Source organism: Streptomyces sp. NPDC104761, assembly GCF_055583445.1.
The window spans coordinates 91,431-116,832 of sequence record NZ_JBVJNZ010000008.1; the positions used below are offsets into that span (position 1 = coordinate 91,431).

Below are 25,402 nucleotides of genomic sequence, written 5' to 3' on the forward strand. Positions count from 1 at the left end.
CCCACCTCACCAGGAGTCAACCGTGCCCCACCGCCTGCGCCCGCTCACGTCTGCCACAGCCGGGCTGGCGGCCGCGCTGCTGCTTGCCGGTTGTGGAGGTGGCTCGACGTCAGACGGCAAGAGCCCAGATGCCAAAGCAGCTGTATCGGCGTCGGTGTCGGCGTCGCCCAGTGCCTCCGCGTCCACTGCCGCCGATGGCCGCCCGAAGATCACGTTGCCAGGCGACGACGTTCTCACGTTCACCCCGGAACAGGATTCCGATCCGGTCAAGGACGCGATCCTCAAGGACAACGCGGAGTTCGTCCGGGCGCTCGACGCGGCCATCGTTGCTCAGAATCCCCGTCTTCCCGCTCTGGAGTACTACACGGAGGGAGAGGGCGCTGTGGCGGCCCAGAAGTGGGTGCAGTCCTTCGTGGACGCCGGACTGACGGTCACCGGAACCGTCCGCTATTACGACCGACAGGTCACCGTCGAGTCCCACACCAAGGCGTCACTGACGTATTGCGGCGACGAGAGCAAGGGCTACGACAAGGTCGTCAAGACCGACAAGGTCCAGAAAACCAAGACCACGAAGGACAGTTACGTCGTGTACGGCGTCCGGGTCAAGAAGAACACGGCCGGGGTCTGGGAGCTCGTGAAGATCGTCTCAACCCGTGGCGCCACCAAGTGTCAACCGTGACGGTGAGGTCTTGTCGGGCGATCCGGAATCAGGTCGGCTTGGGATCGAACTCGCGGCACGGGTAGGCGAACTGTTCGGGGGGCTGCCTACCCGGACTAGGAGATCGCCGCTGAGCCTCACCGCCGAATTCGCGCGGCCGGCGCCGCAGTTGATGAAGGCGCGCCGTGTGCGTCCTGAGGAAAGTTGGTCAGGCCCCTAGCCTCCAGTAGGGCGAGTCCGTCGGTGGCGCCGGGGCGCAGGGCGGACATGTCGAAGCCCTCGTCGCCGTCCTCGTCACCGGTCGGCAGGCGTCCGGAACTCGTTCGGGTAGTAGTACAGGCCGTACGACCCGTACTCCGGGGACTCGTGGCACCTGAGATCGGGGTATGCAGAGGTCTCCGCGTCGTGATACATGACGCCAACTCCGGCTGTTCGCGATCACGATTCCCAGAAAGGGGCACCGACGCGAATGCGGATCTGGCGGTCACGGTCCACGTGCATGGCGACGGTTCCCTCCACGGTCTCCCCGACTTCGGGGAGTGGTACTGGCGGAGCTTCCGGGTCGTTGATCGTGCCGTCGGGGTTGTACGACAGGAGGTCGACGAAGCCGTTGACCCCCGGTGCTTCGTCGAGTTCAAGGAACACCCCGAACGGAAACCGGTCTTTCACCCTGCCACGTGCGGCGCTCCCCACGGGGTACCGCCTCTTCGCCGCTTCCCACACTTCCTCGCCGCTCACTTGTGTCGCATCCTCGGATATTGGTTCAGTTCTTCGACGACATTGTTCGGGATCTCCAACTCCTTTTCCGGGCCTCCTTCGTAATTCCGCTCATACTTCTCGTACTTTGCGGCGTACTCGGATTTTGGAATCTTGATCTCTATCACGCCCTCGCCATAGGACTTCGCGTATTTTTCGGCGATGTGTCGTTCCTTCGCGAAGTACACCCTACCGTTGGGGTAGATGTAGTCAGGGGCGTCCGGATCGCCGGGGAAGTCCTCTTCCCGGTACCCGTACTTCTCCTGGTGCTCGCCCAGGTTCCGTCCGGGAGCCTTGAAGATGGACTGCGCGCATTCCTCAGGTGAGAGCCCCAGATGGTCGCTCCAGACGTCGGGATTGGTGACGTAGGCCAACGGGTTGGGGGCGGGAGCGAGGCCGAGGGGATCCGCGGTGAGATAGCGTCCGGTCTCCGGGTCGTAATGACGGAAGTAGTTGTAGTGCAGTCCGGATTCCGGATCGAAGTACTGCCCCGGGAAACGCAACGGGGTGTACGTCGCACTGTCTGCGGCCCAAGCTGTCGTGCCCCAGACGGTTCTGCGTGCCTGCCAGCAGATCGCCCCAGTCTCGTCGATGAGCTCGGTAGGCGTACCGACGAGGTCGGTGACGATCGAGAAGAATCGGGAATCGATCTCGTGCTGGGGCGCGTCCGTCGCGGAGATCCGCTCGGTCTGCGCGACGGGATGAAGCCGCTGGTGATCCCAGGTGAGCGTTACCCGATGAGGTACGTCCGGCTCGGTGGTCGTCTGTTCGCACAGGGTGCTGCCGTCCCAGGTGAAGACGGTCTGCTCCACCACCGTCTCGCCGTCCGGGCCCAGGCGCTGCTTGGCGGTCCTGCGGCCGAGTGGGTCGTAGAGGTAGCGCCAATGGGTGCCGTCCGGCGTGACCACTGCCGTGAGGCGGTCCTCGACGTCCCAGTGGTACTTCCAGGTGCTCGGCTTGCGGGACAGGCGCGTCCGCTGCCGAGAGACGACCCGGCCCAGCGCGTCGTGCGCGTAGCGGTACTGGCCGGCACCCACGATGGCAGTGCCCGCGTAGCTGCGTGCCCCGGCGCTGTCCGGGCTCGCGGGGAACCCCGGCCACTCGGCATGCGTCTGGTTGCCTGCCGCGTCGTACGCGTACGCCTCCGACCAGTCATCGGCCCTGACCGCGGTCACCCGGCCCAGCGCGTCCAACTCCATGGCGCGCGTTCCGGAGCCGCTGTCCTGCACACCCACCAGGTTGCCGTCGGCGCGATACAGGTAGGCCCGCTGCTGGACCGGCGTACCGTCCACCGCGGTCACCGACTGCGCCACAAGCCGGCCCAGTTCGTCGAAGGCGTGGGCCAGCGTGACGTTGTCGCCGAAACGCCTGGCCGTCTCCCGGCCCGTCGCGGAACGCTCGAACTCGACCACCCTGCCGGAAGCGACCATCCTGACGAGGCGGCCTGCGGCGTCATGGGCACGCGTGGTCACCGCGCCCGATGGAGTGGTACGGCCGACGCGCTGCCCCGCGGCGTCATAGGTGAAGCCGAGGACGCGCCCGTCGACGGTCTCGGCGAGCGGTCGGCCGAGTGGGTCACGCTCGATGGTCATCGTGGACTGCGGGCCCGTGGCGCGGACAAGGCGGCCGGAGGCGTCGTAGACGAACTCGGTGACAGCCCCGGCGGCGTCCTTCCGTACGATCCGGCCGAGTACGTCGCGTTCGAACGACACCGTCCCGCCCATGGCGTCGGTCCGCGAGCTGAGTTGTCCCGTGGCATCATGCGTGTACGTGAGCGTTCGACCGTCGAAGTCCGTCTCCGACACCAGTCGACCTGCCGGGTCGTATGAGTAACTCCACGCCGCGCCAAGGGGGTTGACGACCCGGGTGAGGCGCAGCGCGGAGTCGTAGGCGAACTCGTGCCGGGTGCCGTCGGGAGCGACGCGTGCCCTGAGCAGGTCGAAGTGCGTGTACTCGAAGCGCGAGGTCTGCCCCGCCTGATCCGTGTGAGAGGTGCAGTTGCCCTCACCGTCATAGGCCCACGTCTCGGCCGCGCCGTCCGGGGTGCTCCGCCGCAGCAGTCGGCCTTCCGCGGACCAGGTGAGGCGGGTGGAGTGCCCCGCCTCGTCTACGATCTCCACGGGCCGCCCCATGGCATCGCGTCTCCAGACCACCTCGGCACCGACGGCGTCCGTGATCCGCAAGGGTAGCCCCGCCGGATTGCACTGGACCGTGGTCGTGTGCCCGAGGGCGTCGACGATCGCGGCGACGTGTCCGGCCGTCGTGTAGACAGCTCGGTCGACTGCGCCCGTCGGATCGACTATGGCCGTGCAGTTGCCCCGTTCGTCGTAGGTATAGCGCCACGACGCGCCGTCCGGCAGGTCGATGACTGTGGCCAGATGGAGATCGTTGTAGACGGCCCGGATGACGCTGCCGTCGGGGCGGGTCACCGCGACGGGCTGCCCGAACTCGTTGTTGACGACATGTGTGGTGCGGCCCAGCTGATCCGTCGACGACACGAGGAACTGACGGCTGTCGTACTCGGTACGTGTGGTCCCGCCCAGGGCATCGATCTCGGCGACCACCAGGCACGCCTCGTCGACCACATAACGGGAGACGGCACCCTCGGCAGAGGTGACCTCGGTGATCCTGCGTCCGGGCCAGTCGGATTCCGTACCGTCGTACGAGAAGGTGTTGGACAGGTGTCCGTCCTCGCCGCCTTGTGCGATGCAGCGATCCTGTGCGTCGTAGGTGTAGGTGTAGCGGCTGCCGTTGGAATCACGCCACGCTGCGAGGCGGAGGCGCTCGTCATAGGCGAACTCCGTCGTCGCGCCGGACGAGTCGGTCACCGAGGTGAGGGCGCCGTCCGTATACCCGAACCGCTTGAGCGCCAGGTCCGAGCCGTCCTCGCCGGCCCCGACCAGGCTCAGCGCCGTGACGCGTCCTTCGTCGACGGTCAAGGATAGGTGGTAGCCGCCCGAGTGCCGGATCGCCAGTGGCGTACCGTCGGTGTCGAACTCGAACGCAATGGTGTTGTGGTTGCGGTCGGACACGAGCTTCAGGAGGGCGACGCCGCGATCCGGGGGTGCGAAGTGTCGGCTCAGACCGCTGACGGGATCGTCGATGCGGTAGCCGCCGTCGTCCAGCCGGGTCAGGGGCCAGCACGGACCGGCGTCGGGACGTACACCTGCACCAGGACTCTCGGGATGTGGGTATTCGAGAAGCAGTCCGTCATCGCTGACGAGGACAACGCCCTGTTCGTCGATCTCCAGCCGCTGGTCCACCGTTGACGCCCACGAAGACCCGAACCACCATCCGGTGCGATGTCCGGATGACACCCGACGGGTGAAGACCAGTGGCAGTGTCGCTTGGAGCACGACGTCCGTCTCGGTCAGGAAGCTGTGGCCGCTAGCGACGTCGACGGGGTCACCGCACCCCTTGACCTTGCTCTTCAGCCGGTTGAAGGCGCCCTTGGCGCCGTCTTCCAGCATGCTGCGGGCGTTCTTGCCCAGTCCGCGGACGGCGAGGCTCATGGCCTTCATGCCGCCGCGGAGGTTCTTCATCTCCTTAAGCCCCTTGGCGATCTTGCCAAGGCTGGTGATGCCCTTGCCCCCCGGTATGCAGTCCAGCGCGGCGAACGCCACGTCCCACAGCGACGCCTGGCCTTTGGAGTATTTGTAGAGCGTGTCCGCGAGCACGACGAGCGCGGCCACCAGCACGATCGCCCCGAGGATCGGCCCGCCGATGATCATCGCGATGATCCCGACGACGGCGACGACGACCTTGCAGACGGTGACGATGGTGTCCCAGTTGTCCTCGAACCAGTGCCCGACGTCCTGCCACCAGTGCCGGTTCGGGATCCCCGCGTCCGAGGCCTCGTCGATCTTCCGCTTCGCCTCACCCGCCGCGTCGTCACGCATCTTGCGGGCGTCCTCGGCCATCTTCTTCGCGGCGTCAAGGGCGCTCTGCGCGGTGGTGACGTCCGACTGGGCCTTGGTGTGCGCGGACTTGGCGCTCTGCACGTCCCGGGTGGCGGCCCGCACCTTGCCCTCGTCCGGCTTGTCGGCGTCCGACTTGCTGCCGGTGGGATCGTCCTTGTACTTGTCGGCTTCCTTCGTGGCCCGGGTGACCCAGGAATCGGCCGAGGAGAGCCGGGACTTGGCGGAGGACAGGTCCGACTGCGCCTCCTTCGCCTTGGCCAGGGCCTTGTCGGCCAGCGCCTGCGCCCGCTCCAGCTTCGGCCAGTAGTCCGCGAGGGCGTCCCCGCACATCTCGTAGGACTTCTTCAGCTTCTTCAGGTTCTTCGGAACGTCCTTGAACTGCTCCTTGAACACCTCGGCCGACTTGCCGGCCCACTGCAGGAGGGTGTCCTCACCGGCCATGCCCTTGACCAGACGCAGCGCGTCGGAGACGTCGTCGGCGAAGGAGTGCAGCTGCTGGGCGAGGGTGCGGACGCGCTGCGGGTCACCGGGGGTCGGGTCCCTGTCGAGGTCGAGTGGATGCCAGTCCGCCGGTCGGTACCCCGCCATGTCCCCGCAACCCCCGTCGCGTACGCCTCATCAACAAACCTGTGCACACGTGAAGTTACAGGGCCTGCCCGTATGAGGTGAAGGCTGCTCTGTGACTACGGCTGCCGGCAGCCCTTTGCGGAGGCCAACTGGGGGTCGCGACGATGTCACGGGACGGCACCAAAGCCGTGGTGGAGACGTTGAGTTGCCCGACTATGGTGTGCCGTGTGCGGTTCGTGCGGCTGGCGCGCAGCAAATCGCTCTGGTGCATTCCGGATGGACCCCGATACCGTATTCGCTGCTTCGCAGACCCCAACCGCCCCATCAGGAGCCCACCGTGACCCGCCGTTCCCGCCTGCTCACGACAGCCACCGCCGGTGTGGCGGCCGCCTTGCTGCTTGCCGGTTGCGGTGGAGGTGACGGAGACAAGTCCGACTCGAACAGCAAGATCGCGGGGGCGGACACGGGAGCTTCGGCCTCCGCTTCGGCTTCGCCGAGTGCTTCGGCTTCGGCGGCGGACGGGCGCCCCAAGATCACCCTGCCGTCTGATCTGACGTTGACCTTCGAAGGCGCCCAGACAGGGGATGCAGTGAAGGACGCGGTCTTGGCGGACGGTGCTGAGCGGATGCGAGCCACGGATGCAGCGATCACTGGGACCGATCCGAAGGGCGCAGCGATTGCTTATTACAACACTGGTAAGGCTCTTGAAGCCGCGCTGTCATGGGTCGCTGAGTTCAAGAAGGCCAATGTCACGATTACGGGTAAGGCCCGTTACTACGACAGGAACGTCACGCTGAAGAGCAAGACCTCGGCCATCCTCACGTTCTGCGCTGATGAGAGCCAAGGCTTCAGCAAGGACAAGAAGACTAAAAAGATCAACAAGACGCCTGTCACCAAGAACAGCTATGTCTTTTACAACACTAGGCTCGACAAGAACTCCGATGGTGTCTGGCAGACGTCTCAGATCATTTCCACCAGGGGGGCAACTCAGTGCGAGTCGTAGCCAGGGCATGGGTCTGCACGGTCGTCGTTGGCATCGTATTGGGTTCGTCTGACCCACTGGCGTGGGCTGAGTTCACCCCCGGAGGGGGATCTGGTACCGAGACTCAGGTGAGCGGTGATCAGAAGGACGGCAAGGTTTCCGCGACTGCCGGTGGCGTCGTCTACGACCTCTCCAAGAACGGTTCCGGGACTTCGACCGGTGCGATGACTCCGACTACGACCTGGACCCCGCCGGCCTGTTACTACGCGCCCAAGTACGACCCCGCTGCACTCGAGGCCTATCTGACACCGATCTGGGCGGCCGACTCGACGGGCTATGAGTGGGATGCCACGCAGCGTGACCGCTACGTCAACGGGAAGCCGTACAAGGACTTCAACAAGGACAAGGCCGGTAAGGGCTACTGGTGGGACTCGTACGTCACGAAGGGCCGTGAGGGGGACCCCGGCGCGCTCGACTGCACGAAGCCCATCTTCTGGGTGGACACGGGGGACGCCCCACCGGCGGACGTGCCCCAGGCGGTCACCCCGGAGATTCTGTCGCAGCTCGCGTACAACGAGATCCGCGTCCCCAGTACCAAGGTGACCCTGGCCCCGGCCGACAAAACGAAGGTCAACCTTCCCACCTGGGCCTGGCTGGACGGTGCCGAGTTCAAGCCGGTCTCCGTCACCGCGTCCGTTCCCGTGCTGGGCATCAGCGCCACCACCACAGCCAGGCCTTACTCCCTCAAGATCGACCCCGGGACCCCCGATGCGGTGACGTATCCCGCCTCGGGTGTCTGTGAGTTCAAGAACGGCGGTATCGGCGAGGCCTACGCGAAGGGGAAGGCCGGTGAGACGCCACCCTGTGGGGTGAAGTACCTGCACTCCTCGGGCACGGGCTCGTACCCGCTCAGGGCCACGATCACCTGGAAGATCAGCTGGACGGGCACCGGAGGGACAGGCGGACCCCTGGATGACGGGACCTTCGGGGCCACCCAGGATGTCATCGTGCAGGAGATTCAGTCCGTCAACAGGTGAGCGATGAGTTGGCCGGAGCCTTCCGGCCGTAGGAGGCGTCGTGGGCGATCGGACCAGGATCGACGATCTCGACGTGCTCAAGAGTGTTTCCACGGGTATCCAGAAGATCGTCGAGGAGCTGCAAGGGCTCGACGACAAGAGCGAGTACGGCTGGAGCCGGGAGGTCGTAGGTCACGAGGAGCTCACGGACCGGCTCGACGACTTCGCTGACAACTGGGACTACAAGCGGGGGAAGCTCGAAGGGGAGTTGGCCAAGCTCGCGGCCATCACGAAGGCCGCTGCCCAGGCCTACGAGCGGATAGACACCGACCTCGCCAACGCGGTCCGCAAGCAGGAGAAGAAGCCCCAGAGGTAGGGGGGATGATGTCCCGACCGAAGGACTGGTCGCCGGTCGAGCTGGACTCCGACCCGGTGTCCGGAGACCCCGAGGCTGTCGCGAAGCTGGGTCGGCGATTCCGCTCGGTGGCCGATGCCATCAGGAGGCAGACGGGCAACATCGAAGCCCTCTGCGGTGTGGACGGCTGGCAGAGTGATGCCGCGAACGAGTTCCGCAAGACGGCCGAGGGGACCGTCGGACGGCTGAAGAAAGTCCTCGACCGCTTCGAGACGGCTGCCGACCTCCTGGGCGAGCAGACGGACCGTCCGGACGAGAAGTACGCCTCCGTCCTGGCGTCGTCCCAGCAGGCCGCGGACAAGGCGCGTAACGACGCCGAGCGTGACCGCGAGGAGCGGGACCGTCTCGACAAGTCGCTCGACGCCCTGGACAAGTCCGCGAGCGACTACGAGCAGCAGAAGCACGACCTGACCACGAAACGAGACGAGGCCGACGGTCGGGTCAAGGACGCCATCAAGCGCGTGCACGACGCCAAGAACGCCCGCAACCGGGCCGGGGAGAAGGCGGCTCGTGCCCTTGAGGCGCTCATCGACCACGACAAACTGAAGGACTCCACCTGGGAGAACATCAAGGGAGCGCTCAAGAACATCGCGGACATCGCCGGCTGGGTGGCGACAGCCTGTGCCCTCGCCTCGCTGCTGGTGGGCTGGATCCCGGTGATCGGCTGGGCGCTGGCGGGTGTCCTGGACGCGATCGCTCTGCTCGCGACCGTGGTGTCCCTCGCCTGTCACTTGGTGCTCGTCTTCTCGGGCGACGCGAGCATCGCCGACCTGGTTCTGGACGGCGTGGCTCTGCTCACGCTCGGGCTGGGACGCGCCGCGCTGAGCGCGGGCAAGGCGGCTGCCGCCGGTGTACGGGGGGTGCAGACCGCGAGTCGTTCCGCCCGGGCGGACTTTCTCGCCGCCAACTCGTTGTCGGGTAGATCGGCGAAGGCGGCCAACACGCTGAAGGGCAAGGCCGCCAAAGTTGCGAACCAGGCCGCCGAGGAGGCGTCACGGAGACTCGCGGGCGACCTGCCGGGAGCCTTCGGGAAGCTCGGGGAGTTCAAGCACGTCCTGAATCCCAAGGTGATCTACCAGGACACGGCGGACGCCGTGAAGGGTCTCAAGGACTTCAAGGACGTGGGCAAACTCTTCAGCAGGGACGTTTGGCGGGGAGCCAGGCCTTTTGGCAACCCTGAGTGGGTCGAGTCCAGCAAGGCACTGAAAGAGGTTCCGATTCTCGGCAAGTTCGAAAGCATGGGCGGTGTGAAGTTCACCGACTATGTGCGATCCGCTGGCCAGAGGTGGCTCGGTTACACTGTCGCGGCGACCGTCATCGACGGGAATGACAAGCTCCACGGCCTCACGGAGTGGAACAACCCGTACAACAAGTGGAAGTCCGCTTGGACAGTGGGCTCCTGACCGCGAGGACGATTTCCGGGTGAGCGATGACGTGGCGTGGCAGTGTCTGATCTCCGAGCCGGAGGGCTGTATCAGGCTTCCCGTGGGTGAGAACGCCGAGTTCGGCGAGTGGGCGAAGCGGGCCGCCAGGGACCACCTGGGCGCGGAAGCTCCGCGCGGCGAGCTCCGCGAACTGGCCTCGACGCTGGCACGAGTAGCGGAGACGGCTGATCTGGGTGACCCCACCTTCGCCTATGCCTATGTGATCGACGCGGCCAAAGCACTCACCGCCGTCTACGAGGTCCATGACTACGACGGGGACGGCTACCGGTCCCTGGACCGGCTCCCCGACCTCCTGAACGATGTCCTGCCCACGTCTCCTGAGCGGCGCAGCCTGACAGAGGTCAATCTGCCTGCCGGCCACGGGGTACGGGTCCAGGAACTTCTCTCCGTCGAAACCGGCTCGCTCTTCAAGAAGAAGACGATGATGGAGACGGTTACTTACGCGGTGATTCCGCCGCAGGTCGACAACGTCCTTGTGTTCCGCATGTCGTGGACGAATCTCGTCTTCGGTGAAGCGTTGCTGGAACTGGCTCAGACGCTGGCCGAGTCACTGGAACTCGCTGAAGTCAAGGAAGACTGAGGAATGCCGGACGCGGTCGCCCATGGGCCCACCGATGGCGGGCTCGTCCCGCCCACCGACTACGGTCTCGTTGTTCCGGACGGCTGGTTCCGGATTCCGCTTGAGCCCGACGGTTGGAAAGGGCCGATCAAAGCGCTGGCCGAACGGGTCTTCGATGGTCAGGATGATGCGGTACTGCTCAAGCGGGAATTCAGCAAAGCACTTCTCGGCCGTGCCGAAGAGGGCTACGAGAACGGTGGTGTGGAGCTCTACATCTCCACGACGTCCATCGGGCCGGTGCCCCTGTCCTCCTCACTCCTGGTCACCGTCGTCCCTCCGGACCAGGGTTTCCGCCTGGACGCTCAAGGCCGTTCTCAACAGATCACGGCCGTCGAACTGCCCTTCGCCGGCCCGGCGACCATGCGTCGCACCCGCACGGTCCCGGAGGCCGACGACCCCTCCGGCAGCCAACTGCCGGTGACGGTGGTCGACTACGCCGTCGGTGTCCCGGGCACCGAAGCAGTCCTCCTCCTCACCTTCTCGACTCCCCTGGACATGTTCGCCGACGCTATGGTCGAGCTGTTCGAGGCGGTTGCCAAGTCGCTTCACTGGAAGTGACATCGCCGTAGCCAGTGGCGTGACTGCTGAGCGGTGCGGTGCACGGCGTTTAGGCGGCAGTCATTCGTCGAACCACGCCACCAACCGCACGTTCCCCTCCCCATGGACCGCCGCCAGAGTTTCCATCACCGTCCACACCGGCGCCCACGGGCCGTCCTCCGGGACCGCGTCCCGGCGGCGGGCTCGTTCGGCTCGGTAGAGCGTGGTGCCGGTGGTCCATTCCGTGCCCTCGGGGTAGCGGGCGGCCAGGTCGGCCGGGGACGTCGTCAGCGTGTTGATGCCGCTCGCTCGGGCGAAGCCTCTGCTCCAGTCGTGGCGGTCGACCAGGCGGAGGGTGCCGTCCGGGGCGCGGTGGTAGCGGGCGATGTGGGTGATGCGGGGGGCCGCCGGCTCCGTCCAGTCGATCGCCCTCGCCTCCGGCCAGGCCAGCCAGGTCTCGGCGAAGGCCGAAGCCGACCAGGTGGCGTGTTCGGCACGGACCTCTGGGGACGTGTCCGGCGGCAGGCCTCGGTTCGCCGCCACCGGGTGCCACGTGGCGTCGAAGTCGCGTACGCCGAAGAGGCAGGCGAAGGCGTCGTAGTCCCTCGGCATCCCCAGCATCGGGAGGTTGATGGCGGGGGACCATGCCGTCTCGTCGTGGTTCAGGCCCTCGCGCCAGGTGCGGCACTCGATCCAGCCGTGGATGTCCGTTCCCATGCGGTCACCGTGACCGGGGCTGCGCCAAGGAGGAGAGGAAGTGGGTCCAGGTGGGGGGCCTGACCTTGAGGCGAGGGCCCACGGGGTGCTTCGAGTCGCGGATGTGGACGGCGGCGGAGGCGGTGGCCACTTCGACACAGTTCGAGCTGTCGCCGCTGTAGGTCGACTTCCGCCAGTTGAGTATGTGCACGGTCGCTCTCTCAGGTGTCCTGGATGAGGCTGTGGACGAAGTCGTGCGACTCGGCGGGGCCGAGCGCGCAGGACTCCATGTGGTCCAGCACGGCACGGTACTTGCTCAACTGCGCCTCACCGTCGAGAAATCCGCACCCGCCGTGATGGGTGTCGAGTTGCACCGTGTCGAGCTGGGGGACCGGGCCCTCGACGTAGTCGAAGGACTGGCCCGTGCTCGGGTAGTACTCCGCGTCGAAGGGGATCACCCGGACGGTCACGTTCGGCATCTCGCCCATGTCGAGGAGGTGCTTGAGCTGGCCGTGCCTGACGTCGGGGCCTCCGAACCGGATGCGGAGAGCCGACTCGTGAATGATCGCCGTATACGGAAGCGGCTTCTCGCGGTGGAGGATCCCCTGCCGTTTCATGCGGTGCGTGAGGCGGTGCTCGATCTCGTACTGCCGCATGGGCGGTACCACAGCCCGGAAGAGGGCACGGGCATGGTCGGCGGTCTGCAGAAGGGCGGGAACGTGCATCGCGAGAGCCACCCGCAACCCGGTGGCGTGGTGCTCGAGTTCGGCCAGGTCGACCAACGCGGCCGGGAGGTGCTCGCGGTACTCCTCCCACCAGCCGCCCGTCCGGCGCCCGGTCATCGCGGCCAAGGCGTCGACCACATCCCCGTCCGAGCAGTCGTACGCCGACGCAAGTGACCGAACCCTGTCGGCGCTGAGGGAGCTGCGGCCTGTCTCGATCATGCTGACCCGTCCCTGGTTGACGCCTAGAAGCGCAGCGGCCTGGGTGACGGTGAGGCCGGACCGCTCACGGAGTTTGCGCAGCTCGGTGCCGAGACGCCGTTGACGCAGAGTGGGATTGCTGGTGGGCGGCACGGCATGTCCTTCCCGGCCGATGTGCGGCTCTCTCGTAACCCGTAGGAGGTAAATGCAGGCACATCTCCCCGATTGTGGAGATGTATCTTCCGCCTGCGGCCTACTGTAGTGCCTGTTCCGCCCAACTCCCCACGCCCATAAGCCGGAAGCGCACCCCCACGGCAGAGCCACCGCCCGGCGTGGTCGTTGAGCCTGATCCGCCCTACCCCCTCTTTTTCTCGCTGGAGGTCTCCATGGGAACCGTAACCCTGCCCGACACCTGGACGTACGCCCTCCGTCTGCCACACGACCCGCGCGCGGCACGCGTCGCACGCATGACCGTACGGGCGGCGCTGAGCGGTCACGGCAGACATGAAGTCCTGGACACCGTCGAACTGTTGACCTCCGAGCTGGTCGCCAACGCCTACCGGCACACGAACGGCCCCGCCTCCCTCCGGCTCACCGCTCTCGCGGACGGACGGCTGCGGGTCGGGGTCTGGGACAGTCACCCGCGTATCCCCGCCCCCTTCGGAGAGCCTCCCTGGGACCGTGTGCCGTACGTCCTGGCGGAAGCCGAGCAAGGGCGTGGCCTGCTGCTCGTACAGGAGTACGCGGACTCGTGGGGCGGCCTGTCCGTCGGAGACGGCGGTCCGCTCGACCGGCGTGCCGGGAAGCTGCTGTGGTTCGAGATCGGCGAGCGTTGACGACTGGTCAAGCTCCGGTCAATCCGTCCGGTGGCCGTTCTCTCGGTGCATGCCGCATGGAAGACTTCCCGGGTTGCACAAGTGAAAAGTGTGGCTCGGCCGACGGGGAGTGGATGCGATGAGCGCGCGGCAAGTGCGGAAGATGTTCCAGTTGATGGCCAGTGGAGAGCCCGTCGAGCTCACCAACGCCTGGGCCTCCGTGAAGAAGCTCGCCCGGCTCGCCTTCGTCGCCCAGCAGTTCGGGTACGAGTACGCCGACGCCCGTCACACCGGCTCCCGCAACAACGTCCTCAAACTCCTGATCGTGCCGGACCACAGCCCGCAGGGGCGGGCGCGCGCCGCGCAGAACTGGGCTCAGTACCCGAACGCCGCCGACGGCGTCTCGCTGCCGCCCCTCGTCCCCGACGCCGTCGAACTCCTCAAGGCCCGGATCCAGTTCGACCTCACCGGCAAGAACGCCGAGAAGCGCATGCTGCTCGGGGCCGGCGGCGTCACCGTCGGGCTGGTGCTGGCCGCGGCGCGCGCCGGCGGGAGCGCGGGCGCCTTCGTCGTCTCCGGTGTCGTATGGGTTCTCCTCATGGCGGTCATGGGGCTCGGGTTCTTCGTCACGCGCGGGCGCAACGCCAAGTTCGCGCAGCGCCTCCAGGCCGCCGGGTTCGTGCCGGTGACGGGGGAGGGCGGGCGGGTGCGGTACCTACCGCCGGGCACGCCGATGCCCATGCCCATGCCTATGCAGCAAGGGGCCATGCAGCAGCCCCAGTACCAGCCGTACCAGCCCCCGCAGCAGGCCGGTCCCTACGGCCCGTACGGCGGCCAGAGCGGCCAGAGTGGTCAGGGCGGCCAGAGCGGTCACGGCCCCTACGGTGGCCAACCCCCCGCCGCCCCCGCTCCCGCTCCCGCCCCCGCGTACGGTCAGCAGCCCCCCGCGCCCTACACCCCCGGCCCCTACGCCCCGCCCCCACAGCCCGCCGGTCCGTACGCCCCGCCCCAGCAGCCCGCCGGCGGCCCCTACGCCCCGCACCCCGGCCCTTACCAGCAGCAGCCCCCGCAGCCTCCGTACCCCTCTCGCTGACCCGACCCCGCCCCGACCTCTCACCGGGCCCGCCCGCAGGGTGAGAGCAACGTTCCCTTCCGGTCACCCACAGCCACAGCGCGGAAACGACGCCTCCCTACCTTCGTGGCCTAGTCACTCGTAGCAGACCGAGCACGCGGAGCACCGTGGAGGCGTCATGACGGCCCCAGCCCCAGCCCCTACCCCTACTTCCCGTAGTCGCTGGATCCAGGAGTGGGATCCGGAGGACGAGGCGTTCTGGAACGCGACCGGCGAGAAGGTCGCCCGGCGGAACCTGGCCTTCTCGGTCCTCTCCGAGCACATCGGGTTCTCGATCTGGACCCTGTGGTCCGTGCTGGTGCTCTTCATGGGCCCGGAGTACGGGCTCACCCCGGCCGACAAGTTCCTGCTGACCTCGATGGTCACGCTGGTCGGCGCGGTCGTCCGGGTGCCGTACACCTTCGCCGTGGCGATCTTCGGCGGCCGCAACTGGACGATCATCTCGGCCGGCCTCCTCCTCGTCCCGACCGTCGCCGCGTTCGCGGTGATGAAGCCGGGGACCTCGTTCGACACGTTCCTGTGGATCGGGCTCCTCGCGGGTATCGGCGGCGGCAACTTCGCCTCCTCCATGACCAACATCAACGCCTTCTTCCCGCTGAGGAAGAAGGGGTGGGCCCTCGGGCTGAACGCGGGCGGCGGCAACGTCGGTGTCGCCGCGATCCAGCTCGTGGCCCTCGCGGTGATCGGTGCGAACGGCGGACCGCGCGTGCTGCTCGGGATCTACATCCCGCTGATCGTCGTCGCCGCCGTCTGCGCCGCCCTGTTCATGGACAACATCGAGAACGTCAAGAACGACACCGGCGCTGCCGTGGACGCCGCGAAGGACGCCCACACCTGGATCATGTCCCTCCTCTACGTCGGGACGTTCGGGTCGTTCATCGGCTACAGCTTCGCCTTCGGGCAGGTGCTCACGAACCAGTTCGGCCGTACCCCGCTCCAGGCCACGTACCTCACCTTCATGGGTCCCCTGCTCGGTTCCCTGATCCGTCCTGTGGGCGGCTGGCTCGCCGACAGGTACGGCGGCTCGAAGATCACTCTGTACAACTACGTCGGCATGGCCGCCGCCACCGCCGTCCTGGTCGTCGCCAGCATGCAGAAGTCGCTGCCCCTGTTCGTCGTCGCGTTCGTCGTCCTGTTCGCGCTCACCGGTATCGGCAACGGTTCGACGTTCAAGATGATCCCCGGCATCTTCCACACCAAGGCGCTCGCCAAGGGGCTGGAAGGTGAGGAGGCGGTCAAGTACGGGCGTCGGCTCTCGGGTGCGTCCATGGGGCTCATCGGCGCGGTCGGCGCGCTCGGCGGCGTGGGCATCAACCTCGCCTTCCGGCAGTCCTTCCTCTCCTACGGCTCCGGCACCGGCGCCTTCGTCGCCTTCCTGGCGTTCTACGGCCTGTGCTTCGCGGTGACGTGGGCCGTATACCTTCGCCGGCCGGCCGCGCAGCCGAGGTCCGCGACCGCCACCGAGGCAAAGGCGCAGCTCAGCTACGCCGAGGTGTGACGTAACACTGGTGACATGAACCCGAACCGAGCCTGTCACGCGCCGTTGACAGGCTCGTTCGGCATGCGGGTCAGCTAGGAGAGCAGCCATGGACGAGGAACAGCAGCAGCGGCCGGACCCCGGCCGGCCCGGGCCTCTCGCGGGGTTCACCGTGGGGGTCACGGCCGCGCGCCGCGCCGACGAGCTCGGAGCGCTGCTGCAGCGGCGCGGTGCCGTCGTGCTGCACGCCCCCGCCCTGCGCATCGTGCCGCTCGCCGACGACGGCGAGCTGCTCGCCGCCACGAAGGAGATCATCGACCAGGCGCCGGACATCGTCGTGGCGACCACCGCTATCGGGTTCCGGGGGTGGGTCGAGGCCGCGGACGGCTGGGGTTTCGGAGAGGAACTCCTGCAAAGGCTGCGGGACGTGGAACTCCTCGCCCGCGGGCCCAAGGTCAAGGGGGCGATCCGGGCCGCCGGGCTGACCGAGGAGTGGTCGCCGTCCTCCGAGTCCATGGCCGAGGTGCTCGACCGGCTCCTGGAGGAGGGCGTGGACGGCCGCCGGATCGCCGTACAGCTGCACGGTGAACCGCTGCCGGGGTTCGTGGAGTCGCTGCGGGCGGCCGGCGCGGAGGTGGTGCCGGTGCCGGTGTACCGGTGGATGCCGCCGGAGGACCTGGGCCCGGTGGACCGGCTCCTGGACGCCGTCGTCTCCCGCTCGGTCGACGCGATCACCTTCACCAGCGCGCCCGCCGCGGCCTCCCTCGTCTCCCGCGCCGAGCACCGCGGACTCCTCGGCGACCTGCTCGCCGCCCTCGGCCACGGCGTCCTCCCCGCCTGCGTCGGACCGGTGACGGCCCTGCCGCTGCAGGCCCTCGGCGTCGACACCGTCCAGCCGGAACGCTTCCGGCTCGGCCCCCTCGTACAGCTCCTCTGCCAGGAACTGCCCTTGCGGGCCCGGGCGTTGCCCATCGCCGGTCACCGCGTCGAGATCCGGGGGCACGCGGTCCTCGTCGACGGCGAGCTGAAGCCGGTGCCGCCGGCCGGGATGTCCCTGCTGCGGGTGCTGTCGCGGCGGCCGGGCTGGGTGGTGGCCCGCGCCGAACTGCTCCGGGCCCTGCCGGGTGCCGGGCGCGACGAACACGCGGTGGAGACGGCGATGGCCCGCCTGCGTACGGCCCTCGGCGCGCCGAAGCTGATCCAGACCGTCGTCAAGCGGGGGTACCGGCTGGCGCTGGACCCGGCGGCGGACGCGAAGTACGCGGACGTCTGAGCCGACGGCCCCCCGGCCGCTGTTTGCCGGTAGGCCCCGGCGCGCCCGCTACGGGCCACGGGGATGAGGGACGGGGGACGAGGGAGGGTGTCGCGCCTGCCGGGCCCGTCGGCGCCCGGATCCACGTCATATGACGGGTGCCGCCGCAAAAGTGCTCTTCGTAGGGTCCAAGACGTGCCACACCGAACAGATCCAGCCGCGGGCAGCCGGACCGGCCGCCCGCGCTGAGCTCCTGGCGGCACGTCGTTCCAGAAGGTGGTGCCCGCCGTCCTTGCGCAGCACCGCGGCGGCGGACACGGCGGCGGACTCGTCGTCAGGTCCCTTCGCTTCCCTTCCTCGACCCCAATGTGTGAGGAGTCCCATGAGTACCGAGGTTTCCCGCCGCAAGGTATTGGCCGCCGGAGCGGCGCTGGCCGGGGCGACGGCGATGACAGCCGCCTCGGAAGGAACGGCCGCCGCGGCGGCCCCGGCCGCTACCGGTGCGGAGAGGCCGAAGGCGAAGCCCACGATCGTGCTGGTGCACGGCGGCTACGCCGATTCATCCTGCTGGAACGCCACCATCGGGGAGCTGCAGGCCAAGGGCTACACCACGGTCTGCGGCTCGAACCCGCTGAGAGGCATTCCGACCGACGCCCCGTACATCGCGAGCCTGCTGGACTCCATCAGCGGACCGGTCGTGCTGGTCGCGCACTCCATGGGCGGAACGGTCGTCACGAACGCCGCCGCCGGGAAGAGCAACGTCAAGGCACTCGTCTACATCGCGGCGTTCGTGCCCGACGTGGGCGAGACGCAGGCGGACCTCATCGGCAAGTTCCCCGGCAGCGAGGTCCTGCCGGTGAGCGTGCCGGTGCCGTACACGAAGGCCGACGGCACCACCGGAACCGACCTGTACCTGAGCAAGGACGGCCAGGCCGCCTTCGCCGCCGACCTCTCCGCCGCCGACTTCCGGGTGCTGCAGGCCACGCAGCGGCCGTTCGACGCCGATTCCTTCACCTACCCGACCACGGCCGCGGCCTGGAAGACGATCCCGTCCTGGGGGCTGGTCGCCGGCCAGGACAAGGCGATCCCGCCGGCGTGCGAGCGGTGGATGTACAGCCGTGCGAACGCGCGCAAGGTCGTCGAAGTCCCCGACTCCTCCCACGTCGTGATGATCAGCCACCCCAGGACCGTCGCCGGCCTCATCACGGACGCGGCCAAGGCGGTCTGCTGACGGTCACGAACGCGGTCGGCTGACACCGACGAAGGCGTCGGCTCACGCTCATGACAGGCGCCCCGGTCCCCGCCGTGGACCGGGGCGCTGTCGTCACCCGGCACCTGGACTGGTATCACCGTGATCTGCGCATTCGTTGCCGGCAGACGGGGGATGGGGATGTCGGGGGAGGCGGGCTCGGCCTGGTACGGAGTCCGGTGCGTGTTCCGGCACCGTGGCCTCGGTGTGTACGAGGAGCGGGTCACGTTGTGGACCGCCCGTTCGCCGGACGAGGCGATCGGCCGTGCCGAGGCCGAGGCGGTCGAGTACTGCGAAGCGCTCGACGAGGTCGAGTACGCCGGCTTCGCCGAGGCGTTCCGCATCGACGGGGCGCCGGACGAGGGGGCCGAGGTGTTCTCCCTCATGCGGGAGAGCGGGCTGCCGCCGGGGGAGTACGTACGGCGGTTCTTCGCCACGGGCGATGAGCGCACCGGCTGACCGGCGTACGACGTTGTGGGGACCGCCGGGCGGCAGGGGGCCGTAGCGGGCGGCTCGCGGCTCGTCACTCCGGTCCGTTCCTTCCCGGGCGCGCCGGGCCGTCCCGTGCGGCCGCGCGCGTGCGACGGGCCGTGCCCCGCTCCGCGGGTGTGCGCTCTGCCGGATCCCGACCGGCGGGCGGCACGCTGGCGCCGGACCACGGCACCAGGGGGACGGGGACGGAACATGACACGCTGGCAGCCCTTGCCGGCCACGCTGCCGCGCGAGGCCCGGCATCTGGTCGGGCAACTGCGGGTCCTGAAGGGCCGTACCGGGCTCAGCCTCGCCGGACTGGCCCGGCGCACCGCGTACAGCAAGTCGTCCTGGCAGCGCTATCTGAGCGGCGACAGACTGCCGCCGAGGGCCGCCGCCCAGGTGCTGTGCCGGCTGGCCGGCGGGGACCAGGCGCGGCTCCTGGCGCTGTGGGAGCTGGCCGAGCAGGCGTGGCCGCAGGGCGCGGCGGAACAGGCGGCCGAAGCCAGGGCCAAGGCCACGGCCAAAGCCACGGCCGAGGCAGAGGCCCGAGCCGCGACCGAAGCGGCGCCCGGGTCCGTGCGGTCCGTGCAGAGCGCGGGGCCGCCCAAGTCCGTTGCAGGACAGCGGCGATGGCGGATCGCCGCCGTCGTCGCGTCCGTGCTGGCCGCCGTGCTGGCCGCCGTGCTGGCCGTCGTGCTGGCCGCCGGGCTGCGGTGGGCGCTGCTGCGCAGGGCGGGCGACCTGGTCGTCGCCCGCCCCGGGGGTGCGCTCAGCCGCGCTGGTCGTAGTACGCGATCCTCCAGGAACCCGTGCCCTTGATCCGCACCCGGTACTTGCCGCTGATCCGCTTGAACGTGGCGTTGTGCGCGGAGCCGGCGTACGTGACGACGCCGCCCGAGGCCGGGCCGGTGAGCCGGCGCTGGGCGAACGTCCAGCTCTGCTCCTCGACCACGCCGTCGTTCTCCGCCAGGCCGGCGACGTGCTCCTCCCACCACTGGGTGGCCGACTCGGTCTCCGGCCCGAACGAGCCGTCGATCTGGCTCTTCTTGAAGGTGTGGGAGTCGCCGTCGTCGTCCTGCCAGACGGCGCCGTCGGCCCACAGCACGGTCTCCCACAGGGCCGTCGCGTTGCTCGTGGCGTAGTCGTCGACGCCGAGGTTCTCCTCGTCCTGCCAGTCGTCGAGGACCGTGCCGCCGCCGTCGATGCCGTGGTACGGCGCGGCGGCGCTCGCGGCCGGTGCCAGGGCCAGGCCTCCGGCGCCCAGCAGTACGGCCGTCGCCGTCGCGACGACCCGGGTGCGCATGCTCATGAACGTGTCCTTTCCTGAACCGCCGTCCCTCGCGGGTCCCCCCTGGGGCGGCTCGCTCTGCGTTCGCAGGACACAGCGTCGGGGCCCGCGGCGGGGGACGGCGAGGTCTGCCGGGGTATCCGGGCCGAACGGGGACGGCCCGGGCGCCGGGCACCGGCGTCCCCGCCCGGAGCGGGGCCGCCCGGGAACTCCGCGGGACGGCGGGACACCGGCCGAGGACCGACGGCGGAACACCGGTACGAGGACTTCCGGCCGCCCGTCGCACCGGGCACTGTGAACAGAACGGTTCCCCTGTCCTAGGCGGTGACAGGCACATGGCACTGGGTACGGCCGCGACCGCGTCCGCGCACGAACTGCGCTTCGACGCCGGGCGGATCTGTCTCGATCTGCTCGCGACCACGCATCCCGGCGAACGACTCGACGGGCTCGAACCGCTGCGGACCTGGATCACCGGATCCGGACTCGTCCCGCCGAGCACCCCGCTGGCCCACGCCGACGCCGGCTGGCTGGCCGGTTTCCGGGAACTGCGGGGGCATGTGGGGCAGTTGGTGCGGAGCCGGAATACCCCGGGGGTCCGCAACACCCCGGAGATCCGGTCGTACGACCTCGCGCTCGCCCGCGTCAACGACGTCGCCCGCGCCGCGGCGCCCCCGGCCCCGCGTGCCGTGCCCGGCGAGGACGGGTACCTGGTCCGGGAGTTGGCCGGGCCGCCGGGCTGCGCGGCACTGCTGGCCGCCGTCGCCCGGGACGCGGTGGAACTGCTCACCGACCCCGTCGCGCGGGCGGCGGTCAGGGAGTGCGAGGGCGACAACTGCCCGCTGGTGTACCTGGACACCTCCCGGGGACGCAGGCGCCGCTGGTGCTCCAGCGAGGTCTGCGGGAACCGCGAACGGGTGGCCCGGCACCGCCGCCGCGCCGCCCTCGCCCGCGCGTGAACCACTCCTCGTCCGCGTGTGGACCATTCCTCGTCCGCGCGCGAACCGCCCTCTCGTCCGCGCGTGAACCGCCCCCTCGTCCGCGCGCGAGCGCCTGTGCGGGGTGTGACCGCTGTCACTCTGCACGCCAACTCCCATCCCATTCGCGGCTTCTGCCGGATCTTCATCGAAGTTCCGCGAAAGTGATTTCGACAACACTCCGTTTGGTGACGGGTGAGTACGGGCAGCGCGGCCGCCCTCGACGTTGTGTCGGAAATGTAAAGATCACGCGGTGGGAATGTGGGGTCATGTCCCGCTCGTCATGTCACCTCGCGGAAAAATGTGGGGTCTTGTTGAACACCCCGCGAGTCACTTCCGTACCGGTGGGGGAGCGACCGACTGGGGGAACCCCCGGACACCGGAGGTGGGCGTGCGCAAGGATGCGGCCGTGGCCAATGAACGTGGATCGAGGGCCCGACATCGCATGTCCCAGCCCTCGGAGCCTGATGAGGAGCTGATGCGTGCTCTCTACCGGGAGCACGCCGGACCTCTCCTTGCGTATGTCCTTCGGCTGGTCGCCGGTGATCGGCAACGCGCCGAGGACGTCGTGCAAGAGACACTCATCCGTGCCTGGAAGAACGCCGGCCAGCTCAATCGGGCGACCGGATCTGTACGCCCCTGGCTGGTGACGGTCGCTCGCCGCATCGTCATCGACGGTCACCGCAGCCGGCAGGCCCGGCCGCAGGAGGTCGATCCGTCGCCGCTGGAGGTCATCCCCGCGGAGGACGAGATCGACAAGGCGCTGTGGCTGATGACGCTGTCGGACGCGCTCGACGACCTGACCCCGGCCCACCGGGAGGTGCTCGTCGAGACGTACTTCAAGGGGCGTACCGTCAACGAGGCGGCCGAAACGCTGGGTATACCCAGCGGCACCGTCCGTTCGCGGGTGTTCTATGCCCTCAGGTCGATGAAGCTGGCACTGGAGGAGCGGGGGGTGACGGCGTGATGAGTGTGTACGGGGGGCACGGCGGGTTCGGCACAGGCGGGTCGGGTATGTCTGGTGCTATGCAGGAATCTCCGGTGCCCAATGAGCACGAGACTGTCGGCGCGTATGCGCTCGGGATTCTCGACGACGCCGAGGCAACCGCTTTCGAGGCCCATCTGGCCGGGTGCGAATGGTGCGCCCAGCAGCTCGACGAGCTGGCCGGAATGGAGCCCATGCTCGCGGCCCTGGCGGATCTGCCGGGCTCCGGAAGCAATCCGTCCATCGGCGAGTCGCTGTCCGCGAAGCCCAGCCCGCGGATGGTCGAGAAACTCGTCGTGGAGGTCTCCGAGAAGCGCAAGGTCCGCAGCAGGCGGAACGTCTTCGCACTGGCCGCCTCGGTCGTGCTGATCGCCGGGGGTACGGCGGCCGGCGTGGCGCTGAGCGGCTCCTCGGACAGCGGCACCGCGAACGTGGCCATGGGGACCGCCCAGGCGGCCTTCCAGACTCTGGCCGACAAGAAGACGGCCACCGACCCGACGAGCCACGTCACGGCGACGGTCGCCCTGGAGAAGAAGGACTGGGGCACCCACGCGGTCCTCCAGCTCAAGAACGTCAGCGGCCCGGAGAAGTGCTCGCTCATCGCCGTCGGCAAGAACGGCGAGCGTGAGACGGTGTCCTCGTGGTCCGTCCCGAACTGGGGCTATGGCCTCCCCGACGCCAAGACGGAGAAGGCCAAGCAGCCCCTCTACGTCAACGGCGGCGCCGCCTTCACCCCCAACGAGATCGACCACTTCGAGGTCATGACCTTCGACGGGAAGAAGCTCGTCTCGGTCAGCGCGTAGCTTCCGCGGGCCCCCTTCGCGTACGGTTGACGGCTGCCCAGCACGTCAGAAGGGGGCCCGGTGGCCGCTCAGGCTCAGCAATCCGCGGTCGGCTCTCACGGCTCGGATCGGGATTCCGCACAGGACTCCGTCCAGGACTCGCTCCGGGACGTGGTCCAGGACTCCGTCCGAGACCGTGAGATCAGCGTCGAACAGGTACACCTCGACCGGGTGTACCGCCGTCTCGAGGAGAAGATCCACGAGGCGGAGTTCCTGATGGAGGACGCGGCCAAACGCGGTCAGGTAGGCACCCCCGGCGCGCTCGCCGAACGCGACGCGCAGGTCTTCCGGGCAGGCATCCACCTGAACCGGCTCAACAACGAGTTCGAGGACTTCCTCTTCGGCCGCATCGACCTGCTCCTCGGCAAGGACGGCAAGAAGGGCCCCGACGGCGCCTACACCGCCGTGGAACCCGCCGAGGGCGCGATCCGCGACGACAACACCGCCGACATCGCCGAAACCCTGCACATCGGCCGCATCGGCGTCCTCGACGAGGACTACGCCCCGCTGGTCATCGACTGGCGGGCGCCGGCCGCCGCGCCCTTCTACCGGTCCACTCCGGTCGATCCCGGGCGTGTCGTACGGCGCCGGGTGATCCGCTCCAAGGGCCGCCGGGTCCTCGGGGTCGAGGACGACCTGATGCGCCCCGAGCTGACCGCCTTCCTCGACGGCGACGCGCTGCCCGTCATCGGCGACGGCGCGCTGATGGCCGCCCTCGGCCAGGCCCGCAGCCACACCATGCGGGACATCGTCGCCTCCATCCAGGCCGAGCAGGACCTGGTCATCCGCGCCCCCGCCGCCTCCGTCACCTACGTCGAGGGCGGCCCCGGGACCGGCAAGACCGCCGTCGCCCTGCACCGCGCCGCCTACCTGCTCTACCAGGACCGGCGCCGGTACGCGGGCGGCATCCTGATCGTCTCCCCGACCCCGCTCCTCGTCGCCTACACCGAGGGCGTACTGCCGTCCCTCGGCGAGGAGGGCCAGGTCGCCATCCGCGCCATCGGCTCCCTGGTCGACGGCGCCGAGGCCACCCTGTACGACACGCCGGCCACCGCCCGCGCCAAGGGCTCCTCCAGGATGCTGCGGGTGCTGCGCAAGGCCGCCCGCGGGGCCCTGGAGCTGAACGGTTCACCGACCCGGCTCAGGGTCGTCGCCTTCAACCGCCGCCTGGAGCTGGAGGCCGAGGAGCTCGACCGCATCCGGCACAACGCGCTGGGCGGCACCGCCCCGGTCAACCTGCTCCGCCCCCGCGCCCGCAAGCTCCTCCTGGACGCCCTGTGGGCCCGCTCCGGCGCGGCCGGCCGGCACACCGACCCGGAGCTCGCCGCCGAACTGCGCTCCTCCTTCGACGAGGACATCCTCACCGAGGACCCCTTCGTCGAGTTCCTCGACGCCTGGTGGCCCGAGCTGACCCCGCAGGCCGTCCTCGCGGCCATGGCCGACGAGAGACGCCTGGGCCGGTGGGCCCGCCGCATCCTCAACCCCGGCGAGGTCCGCCGGGTGGCCCGCTCCCTGAAGCGGGACGGGCACACCGTCCACGACATCGCCATGCTGGACGAGCTCCAGGCCATCCTCGGCACCCCGGCCCGCCCCCGCAAGAAGCGCGAGCTGGACCCGCTGGACCAGCTCAGCGGCCTGGAGGAGCTGATGCCGGTGCGCGAGGAGTCGCAGCGCGAGCGCGCCGAGCGGCTCGCCCAGGAACGGGTCGAGTACGCCCACGTCATCGTCGACGAGGCGCAGGACCTCACCCCGATGCAGTGGCGGATGGTCGGCCGCCGGGGCCGGCACGCCACCTGGACGGTCGTCGGCGACCCGGCCCAGTCCTCCTGGTCCGACCCCGACGAGGCGGCCGAGGCCCGCGACGAGGCCCTGGGCACCCGTCCGCGCCGCCGCTTCGAGCTCACGGTGAACTACCGCAACCCGTCCGAGATCGCCGAACTCGCGGCCAAGGTCCTGGCCCTCGCCATGCCCGGCTCCAAGGCCCCCTCGGCGGTCCGCTCCACCGGCGTCGAGCCTCGCTTCCGCGTCGCTCGTGACTCGCTCGAGAAGACCGTGCGGGCCGAGGCCGAGCGGCTCCTCGACCTGGTCGACGGCACGGTCGGCGTGGTCGTCGCCATGGACCGGCGCGCCGAGGCCGCCCGCTGGCTGGCCGGGCTCGGCGACCGGGTGGTGGCCCTCGGCAGCCTGGAGGCCAAGGGCCTGGAGTACGACGCCACGGTCGTCGTCTCGCCCGCGGAGATCGCCGACGAGTCGCCGGCCGGGCTGCGCGTGCTGTACGTGGCCCTCACCCGGGCGACGCAGCAGCTCACGGTGGTCTCCGGGGAGCGGGACGCGCCGGACGCGGCGGGGGTGCCCGACCTGCTCAGGGACTGACGGCGGG

24 protein-coding genes are annotated in these 25,402 nt (G+C 69.0%); 18 read left to right on the plus strand and 6 right to left on the minus strand.

What is annotated here, in order from left to right; translation table 11 throughout:
- Positions 1-22 precede the first annotated feature (22 nt).
- Entirely contained in the window at positions 23-679 is a 657-nt protein-coding gene (locus tag ACZ63F_RS22315; RefSeq protein WP_469713179.1) for a hypothetical protein, read from the plus strand.
- 417 nt (positions 680-1,096) lie between these two features.
- Here the strand turns inward: ACZ63F_RS22315 and ACZ63F_RS22320 are convergent, their stop codons facing one another.
- Positions 1,097-1,396: a hypothetical protein gene (locus ACZ63F_RS22320; protein WP_469713180.1), complete on the minus strand. Its 300-nt coding sequence runs from the start codon at positions 1,394-1,396 to the stop codon at positions 1,097-1,099.
- Entirely contained in the window at positions 1,393-5,922 is a 4,530-nt protein-coding gene (locus ACZ63F_RS22325) for an RHS repeat-associated core domain-containing protein (protein ID WP_469713181.1), read from the minus strand. The genes ACZ63F_RS22320 and ACZ63F_RS22325 overlap by 4 nt, the downstream gene beginning before the upstream one ends.
- Before the next feature lie 316 nt (positions 5,923-6,238).
- Between ACZ63F_RS22325 and ACZ63F_RS22330 the strand changes: the two genes are divergently transcribed.
- From ACZ63F_RS22330 to ACZ63F_RS22355, 6 genes are all read left to right on the plus strand, one after another.
- Positions 6,239-6,904 carry a hypothetical protein gene (locus ACZ63F_RS22330; protein WP_351958228.1) on the plus strand — a complete coding sequence of 222 codons (666 nt, stop codon included), beginning with the start codon at positions 6,239-6,241 and terminating at the stop codon, positions 6,902-6,904.
- A 32-nt stretch (positions 6,905-6,936) separates the two neighbouring features.
- A complete protein-coding gene (locus tag ACZ63F_RS22335; protein WP_469713562.1) occupies positions 6,937-7,920 on the plus strand; it encodes a hypothetical protein in 984 nt (327 codons plus the stop codon).
- Positions 7,921-7,993: 73 nt separating this feature from the next.
- Positions 7,994-8,275: a hypothetical protein gene (locus ACZ63F_RS22340; RefSeq protein ID WP_469713183.1), complete on the plus strand. Its 282-nt coding sequence runs from the start codon at positions 7,994-7,996 to the stop codon at positions 8,273-8,275.
- A gap of 5 nt (positions 8,276-8,280) precedes the next feature.
- The gene (locus tag ACZ63F_RS22345) at positions 8,281-9,717 is read left to right on the plus strand and encodes a putative T7SS-secreted protein (RefSeq protein WP_469713184.1); all 1,437 of its coding nucleotides are present in this window, start codon (positions 8,281-8,283) and stop codon (positions 9,715-9,717) included.
- Between the two features lie 19 nt (positions 9,718-9,736).
- Positions 9,737-10,339 (plus strand): hypothetical protein, encoded by a 603-nt coding sequence (locus tag ACZ63F_RS22350; protein WP_469713185.1) that lies wholly within the window; start codon positions 9,737-9,739, stop codon positions 10,337-10,339.
- A 3-nt stretch (positions 10,340-10,342) separates the two neighbouring features.
- A complete protein-coding gene (locus ACZ63F_RS22355) occupies positions 10,343-10,936 on the plus strand; it encodes a hypothetical protein (protein ID WP_469713187.1) in 594 nt (197 codons plus the stop codon).
- A 60-nt stretch (positions 10,937-10,996) separates the two neighbouring features.
- On the opposite strand, the gene ACZ63F_RS22360 is transcribed toward ACZ63F_RS22355, so the two are convergent.
- From ACZ63F_RS22360 to ACZ63F_RS22370, 3 genes are read right to left on the minus strand one after another with little or no spacing between them, the layout of a single operon-like run.
- Positions 10,997-11,632, minus strand: coding sequence for a hypothetical protein (locus ACZ63F_RS22360; protein WP_469713188.1), 636 nt, complete (start codon positions 11,630-11,632; stop codon positions 10,997-10,999).
- A gap of 4 nt (positions 11,633-11,636) precedes the next feature.
- Positions 11,637-11,822: a DUF397 domain-containing protein gene (locus tag ACZ63F_RS22365; RefSeq protein WP_469713189.1), complete on the minus strand. Its 186-nt coding sequence runs from the start codon at positions 11,820-11,822 to the stop codon at positions 11,637-11,639.
- A 10-nt stretch (positions 11,823-11,832) separates the two neighbouring features.
- Entirely contained in the window at positions 11,833-12,687 is an 855-nt protein-coding gene (locus ACZ63F_RS22370) for a helix-turn-helix domain-containing protein (protein ID WP_469713191.1), read from the minus strand.
- A gap of 233 nt (positions 12,688-12,920) precedes the next feature.
- Here ACZ63F_RS22370 and ACZ63F_RS22375 point away from each other — a divergent pair, with 233 nt between their 5' ends.
- The 7 genes from ACZ63F_RS22375 to ACZ63F_RS22405 all read left to right on the plus strand — a co-directional run bounded on the left by ACZ63F_RS22375 (position 12,921) and on the right by ACZ63F_RS22405 (position 19,752).
- A complete protein-coding gene (locus tag ACZ63F_RS22375; RefSeq protein ID WP_469713192.1) occupies positions 12,921-13,370 on the plus strand; it encodes an ATP-binding protein in 450 nt (149 codons plus the stop codon).
- A 118-nt stretch (positions 13,371-13,488) separates the two neighbouring features.
- The gene (locus ACZ63F_RS22380) at positions 13,489-14,442 is read left to right on the plus strand and encodes a hypothetical protein (RefSeq protein WP_469713194.1); all 954 of its coding nucleotides are present in this window, start codon (positions 13,489-13,491) and stop codon (positions 14,440-14,442) included.
- A gap of 157 nt (positions 14,443-14,599) precedes the next feature.
- Positions 14,600-15,979: a nitrate/nitrite transporter gene (locus ACZ63F_RS22385; RefSeq protein ID WP_469713195.1), complete on the plus strand. Its 1,380-nt coding sequence runs from the start codon at positions 14,600-14,602 to the stop codon at positions 15,977-15,979.
- Between the two features lie 88 nt (positions 15,980-16,067).
- Positions 16,068-17,231, plus strand: coding sequence for a uroporphyrinogen-III synthase (locus ACZ63F_RS22390; RefSeq protein ID WP_469713197.1), 1,164 nt, complete (start codon positions 16,068-16,070; stop codon positions 17,229-17,231).
- A gap of 361 nt (positions 17,232-17,592) precedes the next feature.
- On the plus strand, positions 17,593-18,441 hold the full coding sequence (locus ACZ63F_RS22395; protein ID WP_469713198.1) for an alpha/beta hydrolase: 849 nt from the start codon (positions 17,593-17,595) through the stop codon (positions 18,439-18,441).
- A 201-nt stretch (positions 18,442-18,642) separates the two neighbouring features.
- On the plus strand, positions 18,643-18,918 hold the full coding sequence (locus tag ACZ63F_RS22400; RefSeq protein WP_469713200.1) for a hypothetical protein: 276 nt from the start codon (positions 18,643-18,645) through the stop codon (positions 18,916-18,918).
- Between the two features lie 225 nt (positions 18,919-19,143).
- Entirely contained in the window at positions 19,144-19,752 is a 609-nt protein-coding gene (locus ACZ63F_RS22405) for a helix-turn-helix domain-containing protein (RefSeq protein WP_469713202.1), read from the plus strand.
- Here the strand turns inward: ACZ63F_RS22405 and ACZ63F_RS22410 are convergent.
- Entirely contained in the window at positions 19,703-20,242 is a 540-nt protein-coding gene (locus ACZ63F_RS22410; RefSeq protein ID WP_469713204.1) for a peptidoglycan-binding domain-containing protein, read from the minus strand. The two genes, ACZ63F_RS22405 and ACZ63F_RS22410, sit on opposite strands and share 50 nt — an antisense overlap.
- A 314-nt stretch (positions 20,243-20,556) precedes the next feature.
- Between ACZ63F_RS22410 and ACZ63F_RS22415 the strand changes: the two genes are divergently transcribed.
- From ACZ63F_RS22415 to ACZ63F_RS22430, 4 genes are all read left to right on the plus strand, one after another.
- Entirely contained in the window at positions 20,557-21,177 is a 621-nt protein-coding gene (locus tag ACZ63F_RS22415; RefSeq protein WP_469713206.1) for a CGNR zinc finger domain-containing protein, read from the plus strand.
- Positions 21,178-21,640: 463 nt separating this feature from the next.
- Complete coding sequence (locus ACZ63F_RS22420; protein ID WP_010039908.1) at positions 21,641-22,162, plus strand: sigma-70 family RNA polymerase sigma factor; 522 nt, start codon at positions 21,641-21,643, stop codon at positions 22,160-22,162.
- Entirely contained in the window at positions 22,162-22,983 is an 822-nt protein-coding gene (locus ACZ63F_RS22425) for an anti-sigma factor family protein (protein ID WP_469713208.1), read from the plus strand. The genes ACZ63F_RS22420 and ACZ63F_RS22425 overlap by 1 nt, the downstream gene beginning before the upstream one ends.
- A gap of 60 nt (positions 22,984-23,043) precedes the next feature.
- Positions 23,044-25,395: a HelD family protein gene (locus ACZ63F_RS22430; RefSeq protein ID WP_469713209.1), complete on the plus strand. Its 2,352-nt coding sequence runs from the start codon at positions 23,044-23,046 to the stop codon at positions 25,393-25,395.
- Positions 25,396-25,402: the final 7 nt, after the last annotated feature.